We start from the raw sequence: 21,581 nt of genomic DNA, 5'->3' as shown, positions 1-21,581 counted from the left end.
AAGTAAAATATAAGCCATTCTTGCAAGGATTGGAGATAGGCTTCAAGGCTTTCTTCTTCTGAAAAAGTTAGAATTCGATAATGAAACTCGTCATCTGATAAGATTTAGGAAGCTGCCTTGGAGCCCCAGTACACTTTTAGTTATCTATAATATTAACATTGTAATGTTCAAACCACATATTAATTTGAGCTAGGTGGGCGATTAGCTGTGGGCCTGTCATAAGCTGACCATACCAAGGAGCTTTAAAAGAGGATCCGTTTGAATCGATGATTTCTTTTACTTTTTGCTTTGAAATTATTTCAAGTATCGGTGATGATTTATCGTCGATGATCCTGTTTAACTTATTTTTCACTAGTTTCATATATTGTGGGTGATGTGTCTTCGGGTACGGGCTTTTTTTTCGATAAAGAACATCATGTGGAAGTACTCCTTCTAATGCCTTTCGTAATATTCCCTTCTCACGACCATTCAGCATTTTCATTTCCCAAGGTATGTTCCATGCATATTCAACGAGGCGATGATCAGCAAATGGCACTCGTACTTCTAGGCTCGCCCCCATACTCATACGATCTTTTCTCTCCAATAATGTGGTCATAAACCAAATCATATTTATATAAAACATTTCCCGGCGGCGTGCTTCTAGTGGAGTTTCACCTTCTAATTGTGGGACCTCAGCAATTGTTTCATTGTAGCGATCTCTCACATATTCTTTTAAATTGAGCTTCTTTTGCCAATGAGGAAGTAATAGTTGCTGGCGTTCCCCTTGTGACCTCATCCATGGAAATCCCCCCTTATTCAGAATTTCCTCTTTATAGAACCATGGATACCCACCGAAGATCTCATCTGCACATTCTCCTGACAGTGCAACAGTATATTTATGTTTAATTTGTTCACAAAACCAAAATAGTGATGAGTCAACGTCCGCCATTCCTGGCAAATCACGCATCAATACTGCTTCATCCAAAAGATTTGCGAGCTGTGCATTTTTTATGATCGCTGCATGATGATTCGATCCCAAATATTGTTGCATGTTCCTTATCCATGGTGCGTCCTCATCTGGCTGAAAAGCATTGGCTTTAAAATATTGATTATTTTGCTCATAATCAATCGAATATGTTTGGAGAGCACCACGTTCTTCCTGCTTAAAATAATCAGCTGCAATGGCACTAATCGCACTAGAGTCAACTCCTCCTGATAAAAATGTACAAACCGGAACATCCGCAACTAACTGGCGTTCTATCGCATCTTTTACTAGAAATGATACATGTTCTACTGTTTCATCCAGTGAATGATGGTGATCTCTGCTTTCTACATTCCAATAACGCCACAGCTTCAAGCCGTTTCGATTATAAGTTAATGCATGTGCAGGGCGGAGTTCCTTGATACCACGAAACACACCATGTCCAGGAGTCCGGGATGGACCCAATCCAAATATTTCTTGCATTCCTTGCCGTTCTATCTCTGGTTTTACTTTCGGATGTGCAAGTATCGCTTTAATTTCTGATCCAAACATTAGAGATCCGCTTTCTTCACGGTAAAAAATAGGTTTGACACCAAGACGGTCTCTTGCGATGTAGAGCTGTTCCTTAAATTGATCCCAAACAGCAAAGGCAAAAATTCCATTTAAATGCTCTACACATTTCTCTCCCCATTCGATATAGGAAGTGAGCAACACTTCCGTATCGGAGTATGACTGAAAAGTGTATCCTCTTTTCAATAACTCCTTCCGAATCTCTTTTGTATTATAAAGCTCCCCATTATATACGATCTTGTATAATCGATTGTTTTTTTCTTTTGCCATTGGCTGCATACCTCCAGCGGGATCTACAACAATAAGACGTGTATGCCCAAGCGATACATGGCGTGAACTCCATACATTTGAAACATCTGGACCTCGCCTCGACAATGTATTTGCCATTTTTTCCATGGTGAATACATGTTGTGTCAAATCTTGATGCCAATTAACCCATCCTGTTATTCCACACACGCTTCATCATCCTTTCTTCAATATTTTTTTCTTCTTACTTCACTCTAAACTATTAATACTGTGTTATATATTGTTCACGTTCCCATGGGTGGACTTGTGTCCTGAACATTTCCCATTCGATTTCTTTCGCCTCCACAAAATGTGTAAATAAATGGTCACCTAATGCAGCCGTTATTACCTGATCCGCTTTTAAATAATCGAGAGCTTGCGCCAATGTAGCTGGTAAATCAATAATGCCGCATTCTTTACGCTGGGCTTTTGACATCTCATAAATATTTTGATCGATTGCCTCTGGAGGAGTTAATTTATTTTGAATGCCATCTAACCCTGCAGCTAGTAGAACGGCCATCGCTAAATATGGATTTGCAGCAGGATCGACACTACGAACTTCGATACGAGTGCTTAATCCACGGGAAGCAGGGATGCGAATGAGGGGACTCCTATTCTTTGCTGACCAAGCCGCATAGCATGGCGCTTCATATCCAGGCACTAACCTTTTATAAGAATTAACTGTTGGATTAGTAATCGCCGTGAAATTTTGGGCATGTTTTAAAATACCTGCTAAAAAGCTTCGTGCAGTATCACTGATTTCTAATGATGCTTTTGGATCATAGAAAGCATTTTCTTTCCCTTTAAACAAGCTTAAATTTGCGTGCATTCCTGATCCATTTACGCCAAATAAAGGTTTGGGCATGAATGTTGCATGCAATCCATGTTTGCGGGCTATTGTTTTCACAACGAGTTTAAATGTTTGAATATCATCACAAGCTTTTAACGCATCTTGATATTTAAAGTCAATTTCATGCTGGCCAGGAGCTACTTCGTGATGGGAAGCTTCAATCTCAAAGCCCATTTCTTCTAATTCTAAAACTATATCGCGTCTGCAATTCTCTCCTAAATCTGTTGGCGCTAAATCAAAATAACCACCATGATCATTCAATTCAAGAGTCGGTTCACCTTTTTCATCAAGTTTGAATAAGAAAAATTCTGGCTCAGGCCCAACATTGAAATTAGTAAATCCCATTTTTTCCATTTCTTTTAAAACGCTTTTGAGATTATTGCGGGGATCTCCGTTAAACGGAGTTCCATTTGGATGATAAATATCGCAGATGAATCGAGCAACTTTACCTTTATTTGATGTCCAAGGAAAAATAACGAATGTATCTAAGTCAGGATATAAATACATATCTGATTCTTCAATCCGGACAAAGCCTTCAATGGATGAACCATCAAACATTATTTTATTATCCAGTGCTTTCGACAACTGGCTAACTGGAATTTCTACATTTTTAATCGTTCCAAACATATCAGTAAATTGTAGGCGAATATATCGTACATTGTTTTCCTTTACCATTTCTAATATGGTTTCTTTGTTCATATAAGCAACTCCTAGATTATTTTGTATCCATTTCCCATTCACCGTGGCATATATATGTTGCTTCTCCCCTTTTCCACACAGTCCCGCTTTCATCCCATCTTACGGTCAGATCTCCACCAGGAAGATGAACGGTTACAGGCTTATTTTTATCAATAAATTCATTTAATGTGGCGGCTACTACTGCTGCACAAGCACCTGTTCCACATGCCATTGTCATGCCTGACCCTCGCTCCCACACCCGATAATCAATCTCTTGACGATTTTTAACACAAACGATTCCTACGTTAACCCGCTCTGGAAAAAGCACAGATCTTTCTATGGTCGGACCAATGTTTTCTAACGGAAATTGTTTCACATCATCAACAAACATGATTGCATGAGGATTTCCCATCGATACGCAAGTGAGATTATACGTAACTTCATCGAAGGAATGCGGTTCGTTAATAGTCGCAATGAACGGATCACCTATCATCGGGATCATTCCTTTTAACAGTTTCGGTGCACCCATATCCACTGTGACATATTTCACCATTTGTTTATGATCAACTTCCACATCTACACTTCCTACGCCACCTAATGTTTCAATCGTAAAGCGTGGAGAAGTTACGTACATATGGTCAAAGAGAAACTTAGCAACACAACGCATGCCATTTCCACAATTCTTTGCTTCGGAACCATCTTTATTAAAAATTCTTATTTGAAAATCAGCTACTTTTGATGAGCAAATGAGGATAATACCATCAGATCCAATTCCGATGTTCACATCTGATATGTTCTTTGCAAGCTGATGAAATTCTTGATTTTCAAATTCATCGTCTAATTGATTAAAAATAACGTAGGCATTTCCTAATCCATGCATTTTAGTAAACAACACTTTTCTCCCCTCCTTAAAAAATGAAATCGGAAGTACTGAGCCTTGCTTTGATTTCTTTCAATACTTGCTGTTCCTCCTCCCTTCCATCGGTTTGAAATGTAACTGAAAAGCGGACATATGATCCGGTATCATCCCATGGAACTGTGGAGATTAAATGCTCCTTCAATAAGTACCGGCTAAATTCCTCTGCCGACTTAAAATTCAGACCATTTGCTACCGCTTTTGGGATCTTCGTATATAAGAAAAAGGATCCTTTTGGTTTTTTTACATCAAATCCACATGCACGTAATATTTTCGATAGAAGAAAGTGACGTCGTGAATATTTAGATGCTTTCTGTTCTGTCATTTTTGGATGTAGAAGAGCATAAGCAGCTGCTTTCTGAATAGGGATAAATTGACCGGAATCATAATTATCCTTCACTGTCGCAAATGCAGAAACGAGCTTAGCATTGCCCGCAATAAAGCCGATGCGCCAACCTGTCATATTGAAAGATTTTGATAATGAATGAAGCTCTACCCCAACTTGTTTTGCACCTGGAACAGATAAGAAACTCAGTGGGCTTTCATTATCAAAAACAAGTGCAGCATAAGCAGCATCATGGATGACGATCAATTCATTTTCCTTCGCAAAGCGTACGACTTCTTCAAAAAACCCGCGATTCGCTACAGCTCCTGTTGGATTGTTCGGATAGTTCAAATAGAGCAACTTTGCCTTTTTCAAAACACTTTCACTCAATGAATCTAGCTTTGGAAGAAATGAATTTTCCGCAAGTAATGGCAAATGAACAACTTCTCCCCCGAGATATTTTGTATGGGTCCCTATAATCGGGTAGTTTGGAGTCGGTATAATCGTAATATCACCTGGATTTATAAAAGCTGTTGGAATCATTGCTAGTGCAGATTTGGAACCAATCACGTGATTGATCTCTGTTTCGGGATCAAGGTCATCAATAGCAAAAACCTCTTTCATATATGCCACTGCAGCCCTCTTAAACTCATGGATTCCATTATCTGCATAAAAGCGATTTTCTAGTTTACTAGCTTCATTAACTAACACTTTTATAACAGATTCATCCGCCATCGAATCAGGTTCACCAACGCCAAGATCAATTAATTTCATATTAGGATTTGCTTCGATTGCTTCCCTTTTTGTTCTTTTAATTTTTTCAAATTTATATATTTCCTCTTTTAAGCCAAATTGCGATCCTCCTATTCTGTCTGCAAATAACTGTTGTATATAATCAGTTGCCATATCTACTCCTCCTTGTAAACATTCAAGCTCTGTCCTCGGCGGGCATCTCCTTCGTACGCTGCATCGTGGAAATGCCCATCTTAGACATTATTTTCAATCTTTCTTTTGCTACTGATTTCACATAGTTTACGGATGCAGTAACAATTGATGTCATTTCTTCTTCAGCTAATACAGTCATTAATGAGGAATTTCCTTTTTTAAATAATAACATCCAGAAAATAAAAAGTATTTAGACTAATAAGTGAAACATTTGCACTTTTATGTATATAGAAAAAAGTACTAATCAAAAAATAGCTAATAATTAGGTTACTCGCTGTCATTACAGCGTTATCTGCAGTTGACTAAGTGTTACAGCCATTACCTCGCAATTCAATAAAAAGAAGTACTTAAAAGTTCGTGTATAAATGAGCTTTTAAGTACTTGTGAGATATTGATATGAACTTGATTAACGAACTTCTGAGGGGTTTTTTCCCGTGTGTTTTTTAAATTGCCTACTGAAAAAGTGGAGGTCATTATAGCCAAGGGCATATGCGGCTTCTGTCACTGTCATTCCTGTAAAATGTAATAAATGCTCCGCTCTTTTTATCCTTGAATAAACGATATACGATTTTACTGTCTGACCTATAATTTGTTTAAACTTCTCGGAAAAATAACGCTGAGAAAGATTTGCACGTGTTGCTAAGCTTTCAATCGTATGTGGTTCTCCTGGATGTTGCTGAATATAATTGGCTACTTCTCGTATCGTTTCCAATAAACGATTACTTGAATCATTCATTTGCTCTTCCTTCTCTTGTTCTTCTCTCAATAAGTGAATCATCAATTGCTTCAATATTAGCTTTGCCTCAATTTCTGCACCAAATGTTTTTATTAAAAACAAACGTACGTATTGAGTTAATAACGATTCGAAATTAATCGTATTTTCTATAATACGATGGGCTTGTGGAACCAATTTAGGTGTTTCGGTCACATCGAAATGAATATAGGTTAAGATAAGGGAATTTTGGGGAATATGTGTTGCAGTTATTACATCACCAGGTTTAAAAAGAAAACAGTTTCCCTTTTCCACATCATATGGCTTTTCGTTTAATACCACTGTCCCTTCACCATTCCATACATATAATAAATCATAATTTGGCATCGGTTTATCTCGTTTTTTCCACCTCCAGTTCGGTTCACAATGAATAGTAGCAAGTGATGGTTTCAGCATAAAATGATCTGGATTCGTATAGAGCATCTAACTCCCCCTTTTCAATCATCATGCACTATTTTTTTAGAAAACTTGGCTTTCGTTAAAGGGATTTTTGAAAAGCGTATTTTGCTTTCTTAGAAGCCCTTATACTCTGGAGTGCAAGCCTTAATGGCGAAAGCCTTGTTGCACTTATACTGATTTCCTAAAAAAGTTATACTTTCCTATCAGTGTAAAAATATTTTATGTTTCTAAATAGGATGGCAATACTGAACTTCCCATTAAATAATGATCGACTTTCCGTGCTACTTCTCGACCTTCATTGATTGCCCAAACGATCAAGCTTTGTCCTCTTCTGGCGTCACCTGCAGCAAAAACCTTTTCGATATTCGTAGCAAAGTCCCCATATTTGGCATCTACTTTTCTCATGGATGTGTTTATCCTAAATTGATTCAACACTTGGAGTTCAGGGCCTTCGAACCCGATAGCGATGAACACAACCTGTGCTGGCCAAACCTTTTCTGTTCCGGGAATTTCTTTGAAAATAAATTTACCCGACCCATCTTTAGATTTTTTCATTTCAATAGTATGAAGTTCTTTTACAGCCCCATTTTCATCGGAAACAAATCGTTTCGTTCGGATGCAATACTGTCTTGGATCCGCGCCAAATTTAGCTGTGGCTTCTTTATGTGCATATTCAACAGTAAAAACGTGCGGGTATTCTGGCCACATATTGCTTTCATTTCTTACTAAAGGCGGTTTTGGATGCTTGCCAAATTGGATAACACTATTGCAATTTTGTCGAAGGGCTGTTGCAATACAATCAGCACCAGTATCTCCGCCACCGATAACAATCACGTCTTTACCTTTCACATTCAGGCATTCGTCTAAATTATATACAGAATCCAACAAGCTTTTTGTAGAAGCAGTTAAGTAATCCATTGCAAAGTGGATTCCATCTGCATTGCTTCCTTCAATCGATAAATCACGTTGCTTTTGTGCTCCCGTACAAATAATGACCGAATCATAACGACTAGTTAGTTCATCTGCTGAAATGTCTTTTCCAACTTCGGTATTTGTTACAAATTTGATGCCTTCTTGTTCCAGTAGGTTAATTCGTCGGCTGACAATGGCTTTATCAAGCTTCATATTCGGTATACCATATGTTAGCAATCCGCCAGCACGATCTGCTCGCTCATAAACTGTTACAGCGTGTCCCGCTTGATTTAACTGATCAGCACTGGCTAACCCTGCTGGACCTGAGCCTACAATAGCAATCGATTTATCCGTACGATTTTTAGGTATTCTCGGTGTAATCCAGCCGTTTGCAAATCCTTTATCGATAATCGTGCGCTCAATACTTTTAATGGCTACGGCAGGATCGGAAATGGCGACAGTACAGGAACCTTCACAGGGAGCCGGACAAACCCTGCCTGTAAACTCCGGAAAATTATTTGTTTTTGTTAATCGTGCTAATGCTTCTTTCCATTGGCCACGATACACCAAGTCATTCCACTCAGGAATTAAATTATAGATAGGACAGCCGGTTGCAGCACCATTTATTATATCTCCCATTTGGCAAAAAGGGGTTCCACAGTCCATACAACGTGCTCCTTGTCTGCTTAATACTTCATCGGAAAATGGCGCGTCATATTCATCCCAGTCACCCGTGCGTTTAAGAAGATTACGCTCATCCGCTTCTTCCCGTTCATAATCAATGAAACCAGTTATTTTGCCCATTTACCTTTCTCCTTCCTTAAATTGGGATGATTTGCGGGTTTGTCCTTCCCGTAATACTCGGTTTCTTATTCTTTGTTTGAAAAGCATTCATGGAGGCTTCATCGTCTGTTAAACCAGCATTCTGTTGATCTTGTATTCTTTTACGCATTAATTTATAGTCTTTCGGGATAACTTTCACGAATTTAGTTATACTACTTTCCCAGTTGTTTAGTACGTAGGCAGCTTTTTGACTGCCTGTGTGCCGATAATGATGGTGCACCATTTGTTTCACTCGTTCACGTTCGTCTTTGGCTGAGAGTGTTTCAAATTCAACCAGTTCCTTGTTACAAAGCTGTTTGAATGTTGTTTTACTTTCCGTAAGCACATAGGCAATCCCACCTGACATACCTGCAGCAAAGTTTTTACCAATTTCTCCTAATATTAGTACACGTCCACCAGTCATATATTCACAGCCATGATCACCGATTCCTTCGACAACAGCATTTGCACCGCTATTTCTAACAGCAAACCGTTCGCCAGCCAAACCATTGATATATGCCTCACCTCTTGTGGCACCATAAAGCGCTACATTTCCGGTAATGACATTGGAAGACGCTTTGTCTTTTGCTTTGATAGGGGATGATACAATTATCTTTCCGCCGGATAAACCTTTTCCTATATAGTCATTGGCATCACCAGTTAATATTAATGACATGCCGCATGGTATATAGGCACCAAAGCTTTGCCCGGCAGAACCTGTAAATCGTAGTGTGATCGTATCTTCCGGTAGCCCTGCTTCACCGTATTGTTTAGTGATTTCACTGCCAACAATGGTTCCTGTTACGCGATTCGTATTTTTGATCGCATATGTTAGATCAATCTTTTTATTTTGTTCTATTGCAGTTTTTACTGCTGGTAGAATGGTGCTTATATCAAGTGACACATCAAGCTGATGGTCCTGACTGATTTGACTTGTTCTTGATCCGTCCGGCTGGAAAAGCAATCTGGACAAATCCAAATATTGCGCTTTCCAATGGTTTTTCGCCCGATCATTTATCGTTAAGATATCCGTTCGACCTACCATTTCTTCAACAGTCCTAAAACCAAGCGCAGCCATTATTTCTCTAACTTCCTGTGCAATAAAGTGCATAAAGTTAACGACATGCTCCGGATCACCTATGAATTTTTTTCTTAATTCAGGGTTTTGTGTTGCGATGCCAACAGGACAGGTGTCCAAATGACATGCTCTCATCATGACACAGCCAAGAACAACGAGTGGGGCTGTCGCAAAGCCATATTCTTCCGCACCGAGCAATGCAGCCATCACAACATCTTTTCCTGTCATGAGTTTGCCATCTGTCTCCAGGACAACGCGGTTCCTCAATCCATTCAACATGAGGGTTTGATGTGTTTCAGCTAAACCCAGCTCCCATGGAAGACCCGTGTGTTTAATACTCGTTTTTGGTGAAGCTCCTGTTCCACCGTCATAGCCACTGACAGAAATAACATCTGCAGCGCCTTTTGCAACACCAGAGGCAATGGTTCCGATTCCAGCTTTTGCTACAAGTTTAACACTTATTCGCGCATGACGATTGGCGTTTTTTAGATCGTGAATCAGTTGTGCTAAATCTTCAATCGAATAAATATCATGATGTGGCGGTGGTGAAATAAGCCCAACACCGGGAGTAGATCCACGTACATCTGCTATCCAAGGGTACACTTTATTGCCTGGAAGCTGTCCACCTTCACCTGGCTTTGCTCCTTGCGCCATTTTAATTTGCAGCTCTTCTGCATTGACAAGATAATGGCTTTTCACTCCGAATCGGCCAGAAGCAATTTGTTTAATCGCACTTCTCGAAATGTCTCCATGCTCATCCACCGCAAATCTTCGCGGATCCTCTCCACCTTCACCACTGTTGCTTTTACCACCAATACGGTTCATGGCAATGGCCAGTGATTCATGTGCTTCTTGACTCAAAGATCCAAACGACATTGCCCCCGTTTTAAACCGCTTTACTATTGATTCTACGGCTTCTACTTCTTCTATTGGTAACGGATTATCAGCTTTTTTAAATGAAAACAAATTACGTAAAAAATTTATTCGTTCCTCATTTGCTGCTTTTGAATATTGCTTAAACAGATCATAATCCCCTCTTCGACTAGCCCATTGCAACATATGAATGGTTTTCGGGTTAAAGGCATGATGTTCTCCATTTTTTCTCCACTGCAAATTACTACCGGAATCCAATGTTTCATCAAGGCTGCCTGCATAGGCATCCTTGTGGCGTTTTATTGTTTCTTCAGCGATTGTATCTAATTCAATCCCGCCAAGTTGAGAAGCGGTCCCAGCAAAATAGCGATCAATAACCTTGTTACTTATTCCAATTGCCTCAAATATTTGTGCACCGCGGTAACTTTGCATCGTAGAAATCCCCATTTTAGCCATGACTTTAACGACACCTTCTGTTATGCCCTTCATGTATCTAGTGACCGCTTCACGATAACTGTAAGCTAAATGTTCCTCTTCGATCGCCTGATGGAGTGTTGCATACGCAAGGTAAGGATTTATGGCATTTACTCCATAACCGATTAATGCTGCAAAATGATGCACTTCTCTTGCTTCTCCAGTTTCAGCAATGAGGCTGACTTTTGTGCGATTCCCTTGGCGAATTAAGTGCTGATGCAGCGCACTTACAGCAAGCAGGGCTGGGATTGCAGCATTATTCTCCATGTTACGGTCCGATAATATAAGAATACTTATTCCTTCTGATATCGCTTTTTCAGCTTCTGTACAAATTTGTTCCAACGCACCTTCGAGATCATTAGAAAATAATGCATGTATCGTCCTACTTTTAAATCCTGGATAATGATTATTTTTTAATAGCGAAAGCTGATGGTTGGATAGTATCGGTGTATCGACTTGAAGTCTGCGACAATTCTCCTCACTCGGGTGGAGAATATTGCCTTCAGGTCCTAGCAAACTTATTGTTGATGTAACAAGAGATTCACGGTAAGCATCGATTGGAGGATTCGTTACTTGGGCAAATAATTGTTTAAAATATGAAAATAGTGATTGTGGATGATCCGATAATACTGCTAACGGGGCATCGTTTCCCATTGAACCGATTGGATCTTTTTCTTCATTTACAAGTGAAATTAAATATTTATGAACATCTTCATACGTATAGCCAAATGCTTTTTGCCTTGTTACTAAGTTTTCATAACGATTATTTGCTACTGATTCTACTTTATTTTCAATTTTAAAAAGCTGTGTATTTAACCATTTTTCGTAGGGAAGGGCTTTTGCCATCTCTGTTTTAATCTCATCATCCGAAATAATCCGTCCTTCTTCCAGATCAAGTAAAAGCAGTTTTCCAGGACTTAGGCGGTCTTTATATAAAATGTTTTTTTCATCTATATCGATTACGCCAACCTCGGAAGAAAAAATGAGGTAATCATCTTTTGTCACATAATAACGTGCAGGGCGTAAACCGTTTCTGTCTAAGATGGCACCAATTTGTTTGCCATCTGTAAAAGAAATTGTTGTTGGCCCATCCCAAGGCTCCATGAGGCAGCTATGATATTCATAGAAGGCTTTCTTCTCTTTTGACATGTGCGGGTTTTGTGCCCAAGGTTCCGGAATTAGCATCATAGCGGCATGAGCAGGTTTACGTCCTGCTAAAATAAAGAATTCCAATGCATTATCCAGAATGGACGAATCACTTCCATCGACATCCAAGATTGGAAATACTTTATTCAAATCATCCCCGAATGCCTCTGACACAAACTGTTTTTCACGTGCACACATCCAACTTATATTTCCTTTCAGGGTATTAATTTCACCGTTATGCATCAAATAACGATTCGGATGCGCACGTTCCCAGCTTGGAAATGTGTTGGTGCTGAAACGGGAATGAACTAAAGAAAAAGCTGATACAAAGTCCTTATCTTGTAAGTCTAGATAGAAATCACGAAGCTGTTCTGGCGTTAACATTCCTTTATAAACAATTGTTTGACTGGAAAGGCTCGAAAAATAAAAACATTCTTCCTGTTCCATTGCTAATTTTTCCGCCTGTTTTCGAATTACATATAATTTTCGTTCAAATGCCCCCGTTTCTTTCGTGGATGGGCCTGCATTGATAAATAGCTGCCGAACAAAAGGACAGCTATCTTTTGCTTTTTGACCGATATCCTCAACATTTATTGGTACTGTTCTCCACCCGAGTACGATTTGTCCTTCTTGCTCAATAATCGAATTTATCCTGTTTTCCATCTCTTTTCGAGTTTTTATATCATTCGGAAAAAAAAGCATACCTACACCATAATTTCCTTTTTCAGGCAAATTAATTTCCGAACAAACCTTTCGAAAAAATAGATCTGGAAGCTGCACCATTAATCCTGCTCCATCCCCGGTTAAGGGATCATTCCCTTTTCCACCACGGTGTTTTAATTGGCAGAGCATATCTAATCCTTTGTTTACAATATCATGTGTTGGAATTCCATTTATATGAGCATATAAGCCGATTCCGCATGCATCATGTTCAAATTCCGGGTGGTAAAGACCTTGTACCTGTGGTAGTTGATTATATCCCATAGCTTATTCCTCCATTCTTGTTAGTCTTATTCCAAATTTTACATTAATTATAAGTTTTCAAATTGATCGAAACAATATATACTTAAGATAAAAACTATCTGAAATAAAGATGGATTGATGGGAGAGATATAAAATGGAGCTACGACAATTGCGTTATTTTATGGAGGTTGCTAATCGTGAACACGTATCTCGTGCAGCGGAACAGTTGCATGTTGCTCAATCTGCGGTGAGTACACAAATTGCTAATTTAGAGGCAGAGCTTGGAGTCGCTTTATTTGAACGTGAAGGAAGGAATATCAAATTAACGCAAATAGGAAAGATTTTTTACAAGCATACCAAGACTGTAATGCAGGCTGTGGAGAATGCGAAAAAACAAGTGGATGTCTATCTGGACCCTGAACGTGGAACGATTAAAATTGGTTTTCCAACAAGCTTATCCAATCATCTGATTCCAAGTGTGATTACATCTTTTAAAGATCAATATCCAAATATAGCTTTTCAATTGCGTCAAGGTACGTACAATTTTTTGGTCGATTCCGTAAAAAAAGGCGATATGGATGTAGCCTTCCTAGGTCCTGTTCCTAAAGAAGATCCCCAAATAGAAGGTAATATATTGTTTACGGAAAACATCTCTGCACTATTACCACTTTCACATCCCCTAGCAGAAAGGAAAAGTCTGCACCTTAACGACTTAAAACACGATGAGTTTGTTAGTTTCCCAAAAGGATTTATTTTAGAAAAAATGTTGATCGATTCATGCAGGCAGGCTGGATTCACGCCAAAAGTTTCTTCAGAAGGAGAAGATTTAGATGCGATTAAAGGCTTGGTTTCCGCCGGAATCGGAGTAACACTTTTACCAGAGAGTACGTTTTATGAGGTTACACCAAGAATGACTGTTAAACTTCCACTTATTCCGGAAATAAAGCGGACAGTTGGGGTCATTAAACAGAAAGAAAAGAACTTAGCGCCTTCAGAAAAGATATTTTATGAGTTTGTCAAAACCTTTTTCTCAAGGTTACAGCAATTTCAATAGCATAATTAAATAAAAGGAACACTTCTGACCATTCAAGATACCTATTTATTGGATTTTATACTTTTTTAGAATTTGTTTTGAGCACCTTTAAAATTGTAAGAATAATAAATCAATATGTGAAAATAGCATTCATGATTTGTGAACAAGAAATCAAAAAAGATTGACTTTAGAGGTTGCCTCACGTGTTGTGTATCTTTTGGGTAACAGCTCAACATCCAGTTGTACACATTAAAATATTTTTAACAGGTAAAGCAATCGCCTTCCTGACATCACTAACCCTTTGCGTTGAGGAAACAACAAAGCACAAAAAGAGCCAACAACATTGTTGACTCAAATTTCCTATTTAAAATTATTCCTACTCTACTTCCGGCTCAGGATAATCAAATCCTTTTGTATCCACTTCTACAGTTTTCATTTTCTGATCCTCAAGTGGCTTATCTGCAGCATCACGTTCAGCTGAAACAATTGCATCAACGGTTTCCATTCCCTTAATGACCTGTCCAAAACCTGCATATTCCCCGTCCAGATGGGGAGAGTTTTCTGTCATGATAAAAAATTGAGATCCTGCTGAATCCGGGGACTGGGATCGTGCCATTGAAAGCACTCCACGATCATGTTTTAGATCATTTTCAAAGCCATTTGAACTGAATTCACCCTTTATGGCATAATCTGGCCCACCTGTGCCATTCCCTGAGGGATCTCCACCCTGAATCATAAAGCCAGGGATAACCCGGTGGAAAATCAATCCATCATAAAAGCCCTCTTCAACCAGGGATATAAAATTAGCAACTGTATTAGGGGCGATTTCCGGGAACAATTCAATCGTGATTTCCTCATCATTTTCCATTGTTATGGTGACAATTGGATTTTCTTCAACTTCTGAAGGGTACTGTGCCTGTTCATCTGTACTCTCTTCACTTTGATTTTCTTCTGATTCTGATTCTGTTCCACAGCCTGCCAGAAAAATCACCATTAATATGGCAGTTAATAGAAATGTAGTATTTCTTAAACTAAACTTCATTAAAATCCTCCTAATGTCTATGATTATTGAATAAGTGACTGGATTAATTATAGCATGTCCTAACTATTACTTACCTTTTCTATTCTTCGCATCCAATAATCTTTTAAGACGTTCGCTGTTATCATTTGTTGGCTGTTCACTCACTTCTTTCTCTTTTACATCCATTTTTGGTTGTTTAGCAGCCTTCTTAGTAGTATTTTTTTGTTCCTTATTCACCTTCACCTTGGATAAACCGGATTTTTCAGATGTTGCTTTTTTAAGTCTTGTATATTTCCGGTCAATATCTTTTTTCGTTTGCTCCTGATCAACTGTTTTTCTTTTACCGATAGATCGAATTTTTTCAACTACCGATGTTACTCCAAATCGCCTTATAGCTATCTCAATAAAAAATAACAGAAAAGCAAGCAATAGCAGATGCATGAAAATAGGCTGTTTTTCATGTTTTTTTATATCGATTGGTCGAAAAGCTTCTTCTGGATCTGTTAAAACTTTTCCGTTTCCAAGTTCAGCTACATCCTGTAAAAGCGTATCATTTTGGCTTTGCAGTTCGAATTCCTTGGAATATGGTACAACAATCCCGGTTTGAAAAGTTCCAGCTACAGATTCTCCATCTATTTTAGAAAGCTGTAAATAATAAATCCCAGGATCTGATGTAAAGCTGACCTCATATTCACCAGGTGATTTCAGCCTGAACTTAGTATCAATTTCCTCACCCTTTTCATCAATCACAGACGCTTCAACTGGTAGCATGTCCTCACTTGCAGATGTTATTTCAAGTTTAATATTTTTCCCATTGATCGATTGATTCACATCGTATAAATCGCTCTGATAGGATGGGAATGTCCATGTAATAACTTCATTCCAAAGTGATGGCCAATTCGACCAGCTTGGCCATTCTCCTGCCCACTTTCCACTTCCATCAGATGTCCATGCAACCGTATTACCCAGTCCATACTTCCATCTTGAAAGAACCGGATCATTCTTTTCACTACTTAAAATGGTTTCCGCTCTTCCCTTTGGATCTGTGGCTACATATGCATTCATTTCCGGAACTCCATCTTTAAATAATGAACTCCAATTATTCCCTTCCGTATACATTGGATAAAATGGATTATCTTCAATATATGTTCGTGTCGTCAGTACCGTTTCCCTTGATAGAATACTTGGTATAGTGGACACATCCTGAACATCATAAAATCGTCCGGTTCCTTCTGTTGCTAATTGTTCCAATAAAAAGCGATCAGCGTCACTGCCAATGGCAACAGTTGATAATGTAACATTATTTTCAAGTCCTGCTGAAATAAGTTCGGAATAATTGCCATTTGATGCTGACTGACCATCTGTTAACAGGATAATATGCTTACGCTGCAGTTTTAACGAATTCAGTTCACTGTATGCCTGCTCGAGTGGTGTGAAAATTTCCGTTCCTCCACCTTCTGTAATTGAGCGGATCTTTTCTGCAGCTTCTTCTTTATTATCGAGTGGTCCTGTTTCGATTATCGTCCAAGGCTTATCATCAAAAGCAATAAATCCCAATGTATCTTTCTCCCGCAGTAATTCAATGGAGCGTGCGGCTGCTTCCTTTGCCAAATCCAGCTTATATCCACTCATACTGCCGGATCGATCCAATACAATCACCATACCCAGTGAGGGCAATTCTTTCTTTCCTTTTAAATCCATTTCTACAGGCAGTAATCTTTCAATTGGTGTTTTAAAATAACCACCTAAACCATAGCTTTTGTTTCCACCTGTCATGACAAATCCTTTACCAAAATCACGTACAGCACTTTCAATCATTTCCATTTGCTCTTGCGTTACATCAGTTGCCGAAATATTTTGGAAAACCATCGACTCATATTCCAAAAATCCTGCTAATGTTGTTGGCAATAACTCCGGTCTTGTTCTTGTAACAGCAAGATCAGACGCTGTTAATGCACCATATATATTATCACTCTCTCCATCTTCCCCTTCAACTAACAGAATTTCAGGAGATCCTTTTGCATTGGAAATAGCAAAAGATTGGTTGTTTTGGGAAACTGTATCCCCTTCAGTAATAATCTCAGCACTATAGTTATGATTACCTGAAGCCTCAATGAAGTCGTTGAAGGTGTAGGAATTTTCCCCTTCCTTAATTCGAATATCTTCATCTATTACCGTTTCATTGTTTTTGGTTATCCTTAGCCTGCTGTTTGTGTCTATTGTACTTGCCAGATTAATTGATAATTTTGCGTTTTCCCCTTGATAAAGACTTGATGGAACATTGAAATTTTCGATGGCCACATCTTTTTGGGTAGAAGGATAAAATGGAAGAACATCTACTGAAATTTGTTGATCATCTAAAATTTCCACCTGGTTTTTGACATCACCAATATTCTCATTGCCGTCAGACATTAAAATGATGCGCCCTTTTTTATCATCCGTTAATAGGCTTGAAGCGAGCTGTAACCCCTCTTCCAGATTCGTATAAGATCTGTTTTCTGTGATACTGTTTGAAATTAATCCCTGCTCACTATTGGATAGGGATTGAGTAATTTGAGCATTTTCCGCTACAGAAACAATTGCATACTCATCATCGGGTTTCATCCCATCAATAGCCTGTTCAATTGAACCAAGCATTGTCCCTTCCTGATTCTTTACACTTTCGGAATGATCCACAACAAAAACGGTTGTTATGCCTTTGACAGAATGCAGGATATTAGGCATAGACAGTGATAAAATCAGCAAAAGAAATATGAGAAACCGAAATGATAGAATCGTATGCTTTTCAAAAACTGGTGTGACTTTATTTTTCTTCCAATAAAAATACAAAACTATCAGTACCGGGATTAATAATAATAGAAATAGGGGCCTGTCAACCTGTAATCCCACGACGGTATACCTCCCATTCCAACAATAAAAACAGTAATGCTAAAGTAGCAAAACCTATCCATATCTCATTTGGTTTTTCTTCATGAACGTCGTCTTTCTGCTCACTTTGATTTTCAATTGTAAAATCATTACTCGGTGACATATATTTTTCCTCATCATCCACTGTAACAGCAAAAAGTCTTTCCTTCATGCCATATTCCGTTTCTTCCTGAACCCTGTATAAACCAGGCTTTTTCGGTGCATTCATAAATGATTCATTTATATTTAGCTCCGAAATTTGCTCATTATCCTCATTTAAAATCATGCTATTTGTCACACCGGTCAAATGGGAAATTTCTTTCCTTTCACCCGGCTGAAGGTAGCCAAGCAAATGATTTTGATCTGTTAGATAATTAATCGTGTTATATAAAAAAACAGGGAAACTGGAGTGCATTGGCCAGTCTGTTTCTTCCATATCAAACCCAAGTAAAACTAAAGGATGGCCCTGATAGGATCCTTTGCTGATTACAGGTGTTTCTCCACTCGTTACAATTGATTGAAGTGTTAAAGAATCAAATGGATAACTTTGTTGAATGTAAACCTCATCTATATTCACAAATTGCAGAAGCGGATCCTCATTAACAGCCTGTAAATCATCCTGTAGCATCTGCTTTTCTTCGATCTTAAATGGTCCGCCTGTTGTTGGTGACAGGATGAGCAAAGGACCATCAGGCCAATTTTCAGCAGGAACCTTTCCCAGAATATAAATGGCATTTTCCACTTGCGGAATCTCATTACTATCCTCAACCTGAACAATGTCTGTGCTTAAATAGGAGAAAGCCTTTGTAATAAATGAATTTACTTCCCCAACCAAATAAAGTGATGGCTGCTTATCTGTCGCTAAAAATGCAAAACTGGAATTATCAGCCTGATAATCGTCTTCATTTGTGATAATTGCCTTATAATATGGCTTTTTTTCTAAATCCCGTAGCTGAATCTGTGTTAATTTACCCGGCTCAATAGATTCGTCGATTCTCATAAGCTCTTCACCGGCAGATTCTATTATAATACTAAACTGCTGTTCTATATCCATTTCATTTGCTACTGACAGGATTCCATTTACTTTGCCCTCTTGTTCAGCAACACCAAATGTATGAATGGAAAAGTTACTTTTGGATGTTCCTATATTATGTACGGCAACTGTATGGTTCAAATGCGTTTCACTGATTTGTTCACGATCCACACGGTCAGAGAACACATGAATTTCTCCACTTGCGCTTGATAACAACTGATTGGCCAGCTGTACAGCCTCATCCATATTAGTTCTTCGGAAAGATGATTCTACCTTTTCTAATGAATTTCGCATTTTACTTTTACTTGTTTCATTCGAAAAGAGTATCTCAGGTGTTTGTTCTGCTATGATCACTGTCAGCTTTTGATTATCCAATTGATCAATCAGGATATCAATCTCTTCCATTGCAAGCGCGAGTCGCTCCTGCTCTCCTTCTTTGGCAGTCATAGATGCAGAAGTATCGATAACGACTGCAATATGATCACCGGATAAGTCATTCAACCCAATATATGGACGAACCAATGCAAGCATTAATAATGCCAGGATCAGTAACTGAAGATATAGTAACAAATGCTGCTGTAACTTTCTCCACCATTTTGTTGCTTGCCACTCACGCATTACCTGTTGCCAAAAAAAGGTCGATGGTACAACTTGTTTATCATATTGTTTTCTAAATAAGTAAAATAGGATAACCCCTATCAAAAAAATAGACAAGCCAAAATAGGCAGGTGTTAAAAAATGCATATCTTCACCTCACTTGATCCATCCTTTAGCTGTTAGTTTTTTAAAAATAATTTCTTCTAAAGAATAATTAGACTGACACTGGACAAAACCAATCCCTCTCATATGGCAAAACTTCTGAATATGATCAGTCTGGTCCTTTAGTCTGTTTTGATATTGCCTTTTTACCGGTCCACTCATCGTTACATTCAAATACTCACTTGTTTCACTATCAATTAATTCCAAGTCTCCCTGGTAAGCTGGATTCATTTCTTCTTCTGTCAATACTTGAATTACAAACAGCTCCTGCTTATAGGCTTGTAACTTTTTTAGTGATGCTTCTATTTCCTCAATGGGTTCCAGTAAATCACTAATCAAAATCGTTACACTGGATCTCGGCTGAATCAACTTCGAAACCGTATTTGAAAGTGTAAATAGATCTTCATTTGACTTTAATTCGTCCATATAATGAACCAGTCGATTGGAAAATGCCCGTCCTTTTTTATACATAAACGGATGAGTTTCTGAGCCAATTGGGAAAACACCCACCCGATCATCACTTGACAGAGACAAATATCCCAGTGCTGCAGCAAGGCCTTTGGCAAATTTCCACTTCTCAGGGATTACTGCCATTGATTTTGAACAATCAACGTAAATGGAAACAACTAATTCCTGTTCATCCAAAAATCGTTTAATATAATGCTTATTAGTTCGCGCAAATACATTCCAGTCAATTAATCGTAAATCGTCACCTGGCTGGTAATTGCGATAGTCAGAGAATTCCAGAGATGTTCCGGTTCTTGTAGAGCGCCTGCCACCTTTATGGTGGCCACGCTTCATTTTTCCTGATTGTAATTGATGCTTTGAAAGCCTATACATCAGTGTGCTTGTTAAAAGTTCTTTCATGACATACCAGAACCGATTGCTGCTATAATTTCATTAATAATTTCTTCACTGGTGATACCTGTTGCTTCTCCTTCAAAATTGAGGAAAAGACGATGTCTTAGTACAGGCCTTGCAGCATGCTTAATATCGCCTTTGGAAACATGGTACCTGCCATTCATAAGTGCACGTGCTTTTGCAATTTTAATCAGACTTTGCAATCCCCGCGGTCCTGATCCATATCGAACAAATTTCTTCACAGACTCCGGAGAACTCTCATTTCCCGGATGTGTCGCCATGATAAGATTAACCGCATAATCCAGGATTTCTTCTGAAACAAGTAATTCCAAAGCCAATTGCTGAATTTCAATTAAGCCCTTGGCATCTATAATCTTTGATATGTTTTGTGATAGTGTTCCAGTGGTACTCACAGCAATCTGTTTTAATTCATCTCTTGATGGATAGTCAATATTAATTTTTACCAAAAAACGATCCATCTGTGCCTCAGGTAACGGATATGTACCTTCAAGATCAATCGGATTCTGTGTTGCCAGTACAAAGAAGGGCTGCTGAAGGTGCTTCGTATCTCCCATAACAGTAACTGTTCTTTCTCCCATTGCTTCAAGCAGGGAGCTTTGTGTTTTTGGTGTAGCCCGGTTGATTTCGTCTGCCAGCACAATATTTGCAAATATCGGCCCTTCGTGAAATACAAATGATTGCTTCCCATCTTCAGACGGCTCTATCATCATTGTTCCGGTTATATCTGAAGGCATTAGATCAGGTGTGAATTGAATTCTGGAAAACTTTAGATCCATCACATCTGAAATTGTTCGAACAAGCATTGTTTTCCCCAGGCCCGGCAATCCTTCAAGCAATGCATGTCCACCTGCGACAATTGTCCATAACACCTGATCAATAACCTCATCCTGACCGACAATAAATGTTGCTATTTCTGCTTTTACTGCAGCAGTTTTATCGATTGTTTCCTGTAAGCTTTTTTCTTTCATCTCAATATC

14 protein-coding genes are annotated in these 21,581 nt (G+C 38.7%); 1 reads left to right on the top strand and 13 read right to left on the bottom strand.

Going from position 1 to position 21,581, the window contains the following annotated elements:
* Positions 1-136: 136 nt before the first annotated feature.
* From asnB to gltB, 8 genes are all read right to left on the bottom strand, one after another.
* Complete coding sequence (asnB, locus tag CIL05_RS11230; protein ID WP_095655630.1) at positions 137-1,987, bottom strand: asparagine synthase (glutamine-hydrolyzing); 1,851 nt, start codon at positions 1,985-1,987, stop codon at positions 137-139.
* A gap of 52 nt (positions 1,988-2,039) precedes the next feature.
* Positions 2,040-3,365 carry a type I glutamate--ammonia ligase gene (glnA, locus tag CIL05_RS11225; RefSeq protein WP_095655629.1) on the bottom strand — a complete coding sequence of 442 codons (1,326 nt, stop codon included), beginning with the start codon at positions 3,363-3,365 and terminating at the stop codon, positions 2,040-2,042.
* Between the two features lie 16 nt (positions 3,366-3,381).
* A complete protein-coding gene (gene dapF / locus CIL05_RS11220) occupies positions 3,382-4,239 on the bottom strand; it encodes a diaminopimelate epimerase (protein WP_095655628.1) in 858 nt (285 codons plus the stop codon).
* 13 nt (positions 4,240-4,252) lie between these two features.
* Positions 4,253-5,491, bottom strand: a complete 1,239-nt coding sequence (locus CIL05_RS11215; RefSeq protein ID WP_095655627.1) for an LL-diaminopimelate aminotransferase — start codon at positions 5,489-5,491, stop codon at positions 4,253-4,255.
* 22 nt (positions 5,492-5,513) lie between these two features.
* Complete coding sequence (locus tag CIL05_RS21850; RefSeq protein ID WP_165769110.1) at positions 5,514-5,669, bottom strand: glutamate synthase central domain-containing protein; 156 nt, start codon at positions 5,667-5,669, stop codon at positions 5,514-5,516.
* 267 nt (positions 5,670-5,936) lie between these two features.
* A complete protein-coding gene (locus CIL05_RS11210; RefSeq protein ID WP_095655626.1) occupies positions 5,937-6,725 on the bottom strand; it encodes a helix-turn-helix domain-containing protein in 789 nt (262 codons plus the stop codon).
* Between the two features lie 195 nt (positions 6,726-6,920).
* Complete coding sequence (gltD, locus tag CIL05_RS11205) at positions 6,921-8,417, bottom strand: glutamate synthase small subunit (protein ID WP_095655625.1); 1,497 nt, start codon at positions 8,415-8,417, stop codon at positions 6,921-6,923.
* Between the two features lie 16 nt (positions 8,418-8,433).
* Entirely contained in the window at positions 8,434-12,990 is a 4,557-nt protein-coding gene (gltB, locus tag CIL05_RS11200) for a glutamate synthase large subunit (RefSeq protein ID WP_095655624.1), read from the bottom strand.
* Between the two features lie 133 nt (positions 12,991-13,123).
* Between gltB and gltC the strand changes: the two genes are divergently transcribed.
* Entirely contained in the window at positions 13,124-14,023 is a 900-nt protein-coding gene (gltC, locus tag CIL05_RS11195; protein WP_095655623.1) for a glutamate biosynthesis transcriptional regulator GltC, read from the top strand.
* A 355-nt stretch (positions 14,024-14,378) separates the two neighbouring features.
* Here the strand turns inward: gltC and CIL05_RS11190 are convergent, their stop codons facing one another.
* The 5 genes from CIL05_RS11190 to CIL05_RS11170 all read right to left on the bottom strand — a co-directional run bounded on the left by CIL05_RS11190 (position 14,379) and on the right by CIL05_RS11170 (position 21,572).
* Entirely contained in the window at positions 14,379-15,044 is a 666-nt protein-coding gene (locus CIL05_RS11190) for a peptidylprolyl isomerase (protein WP_095655622.1), read from the bottom strand.
* Between the two features lie 66 nt (positions 15,045-15,110).
* On the bottom strand, positions 15,111-17,912 hold the full coding sequence (locus CIL05_RS11185) for a VWA domain-containing protein (protein ID WP_095655621.1): 2,802 nt from the start codon (positions 17,910-17,912) through the stop codon (positions 15,111-15,113).
* Positions 17,896-19,707 carry a vWA domain-containing protein gene (locus CIL05_RS11180; protein ID WP_095655620.1) on the bottom strand — a complete coding sequence of 604 codons (1,812 nt, stop codon included), beginning with the start codon at positions 19,705-19,707 and terminating at the stop codon, positions 17,896-17,898. The genes CIL05_RS11185 and CIL05_RS11180 overlap by 17 nt, the downstream gene beginning before the upstream one ends.
* A 9-nt stretch (positions 19,708-19,716) precedes the next feature.
* Entirely contained in the window at positions 19,717-20,589 is an 873-nt protein-coding gene (locus CIL05_RS11175; RefSeq protein WP_095655619.1) for a DUF58 domain-containing protein, read from the bottom strand.
* Complete coding sequence (locus CIL05_RS11170) at positions 20,586-21,572, bottom strand: AAA family ATPase (protein ID WP_095655792.1); 987 nt, start codon at positions 21,570-21,572, stop codon at positions 20,586-20,588. The genes CIL05_RS11175 and CIL05_RS11170 overlap by 4 nt, the downstream gene beginning before the upstream one ends.
* Between the last annotated feature and the right edge of the window lie 9 nt (positions 21,573-21,581).

Origin of the sequence: Virgibacillus profundi (genome assembly GCF_002287375.1) — a bacterium.
Lineage (GTDB): Bacteria > Bacillota > Bacilli > Bacillales > Amphibacillaceae > Virgibacillus_K > Virgibacillus_K profundi.
This window is presented reverse-complemented; position numbering and strand designations above follow the sequence as displayed.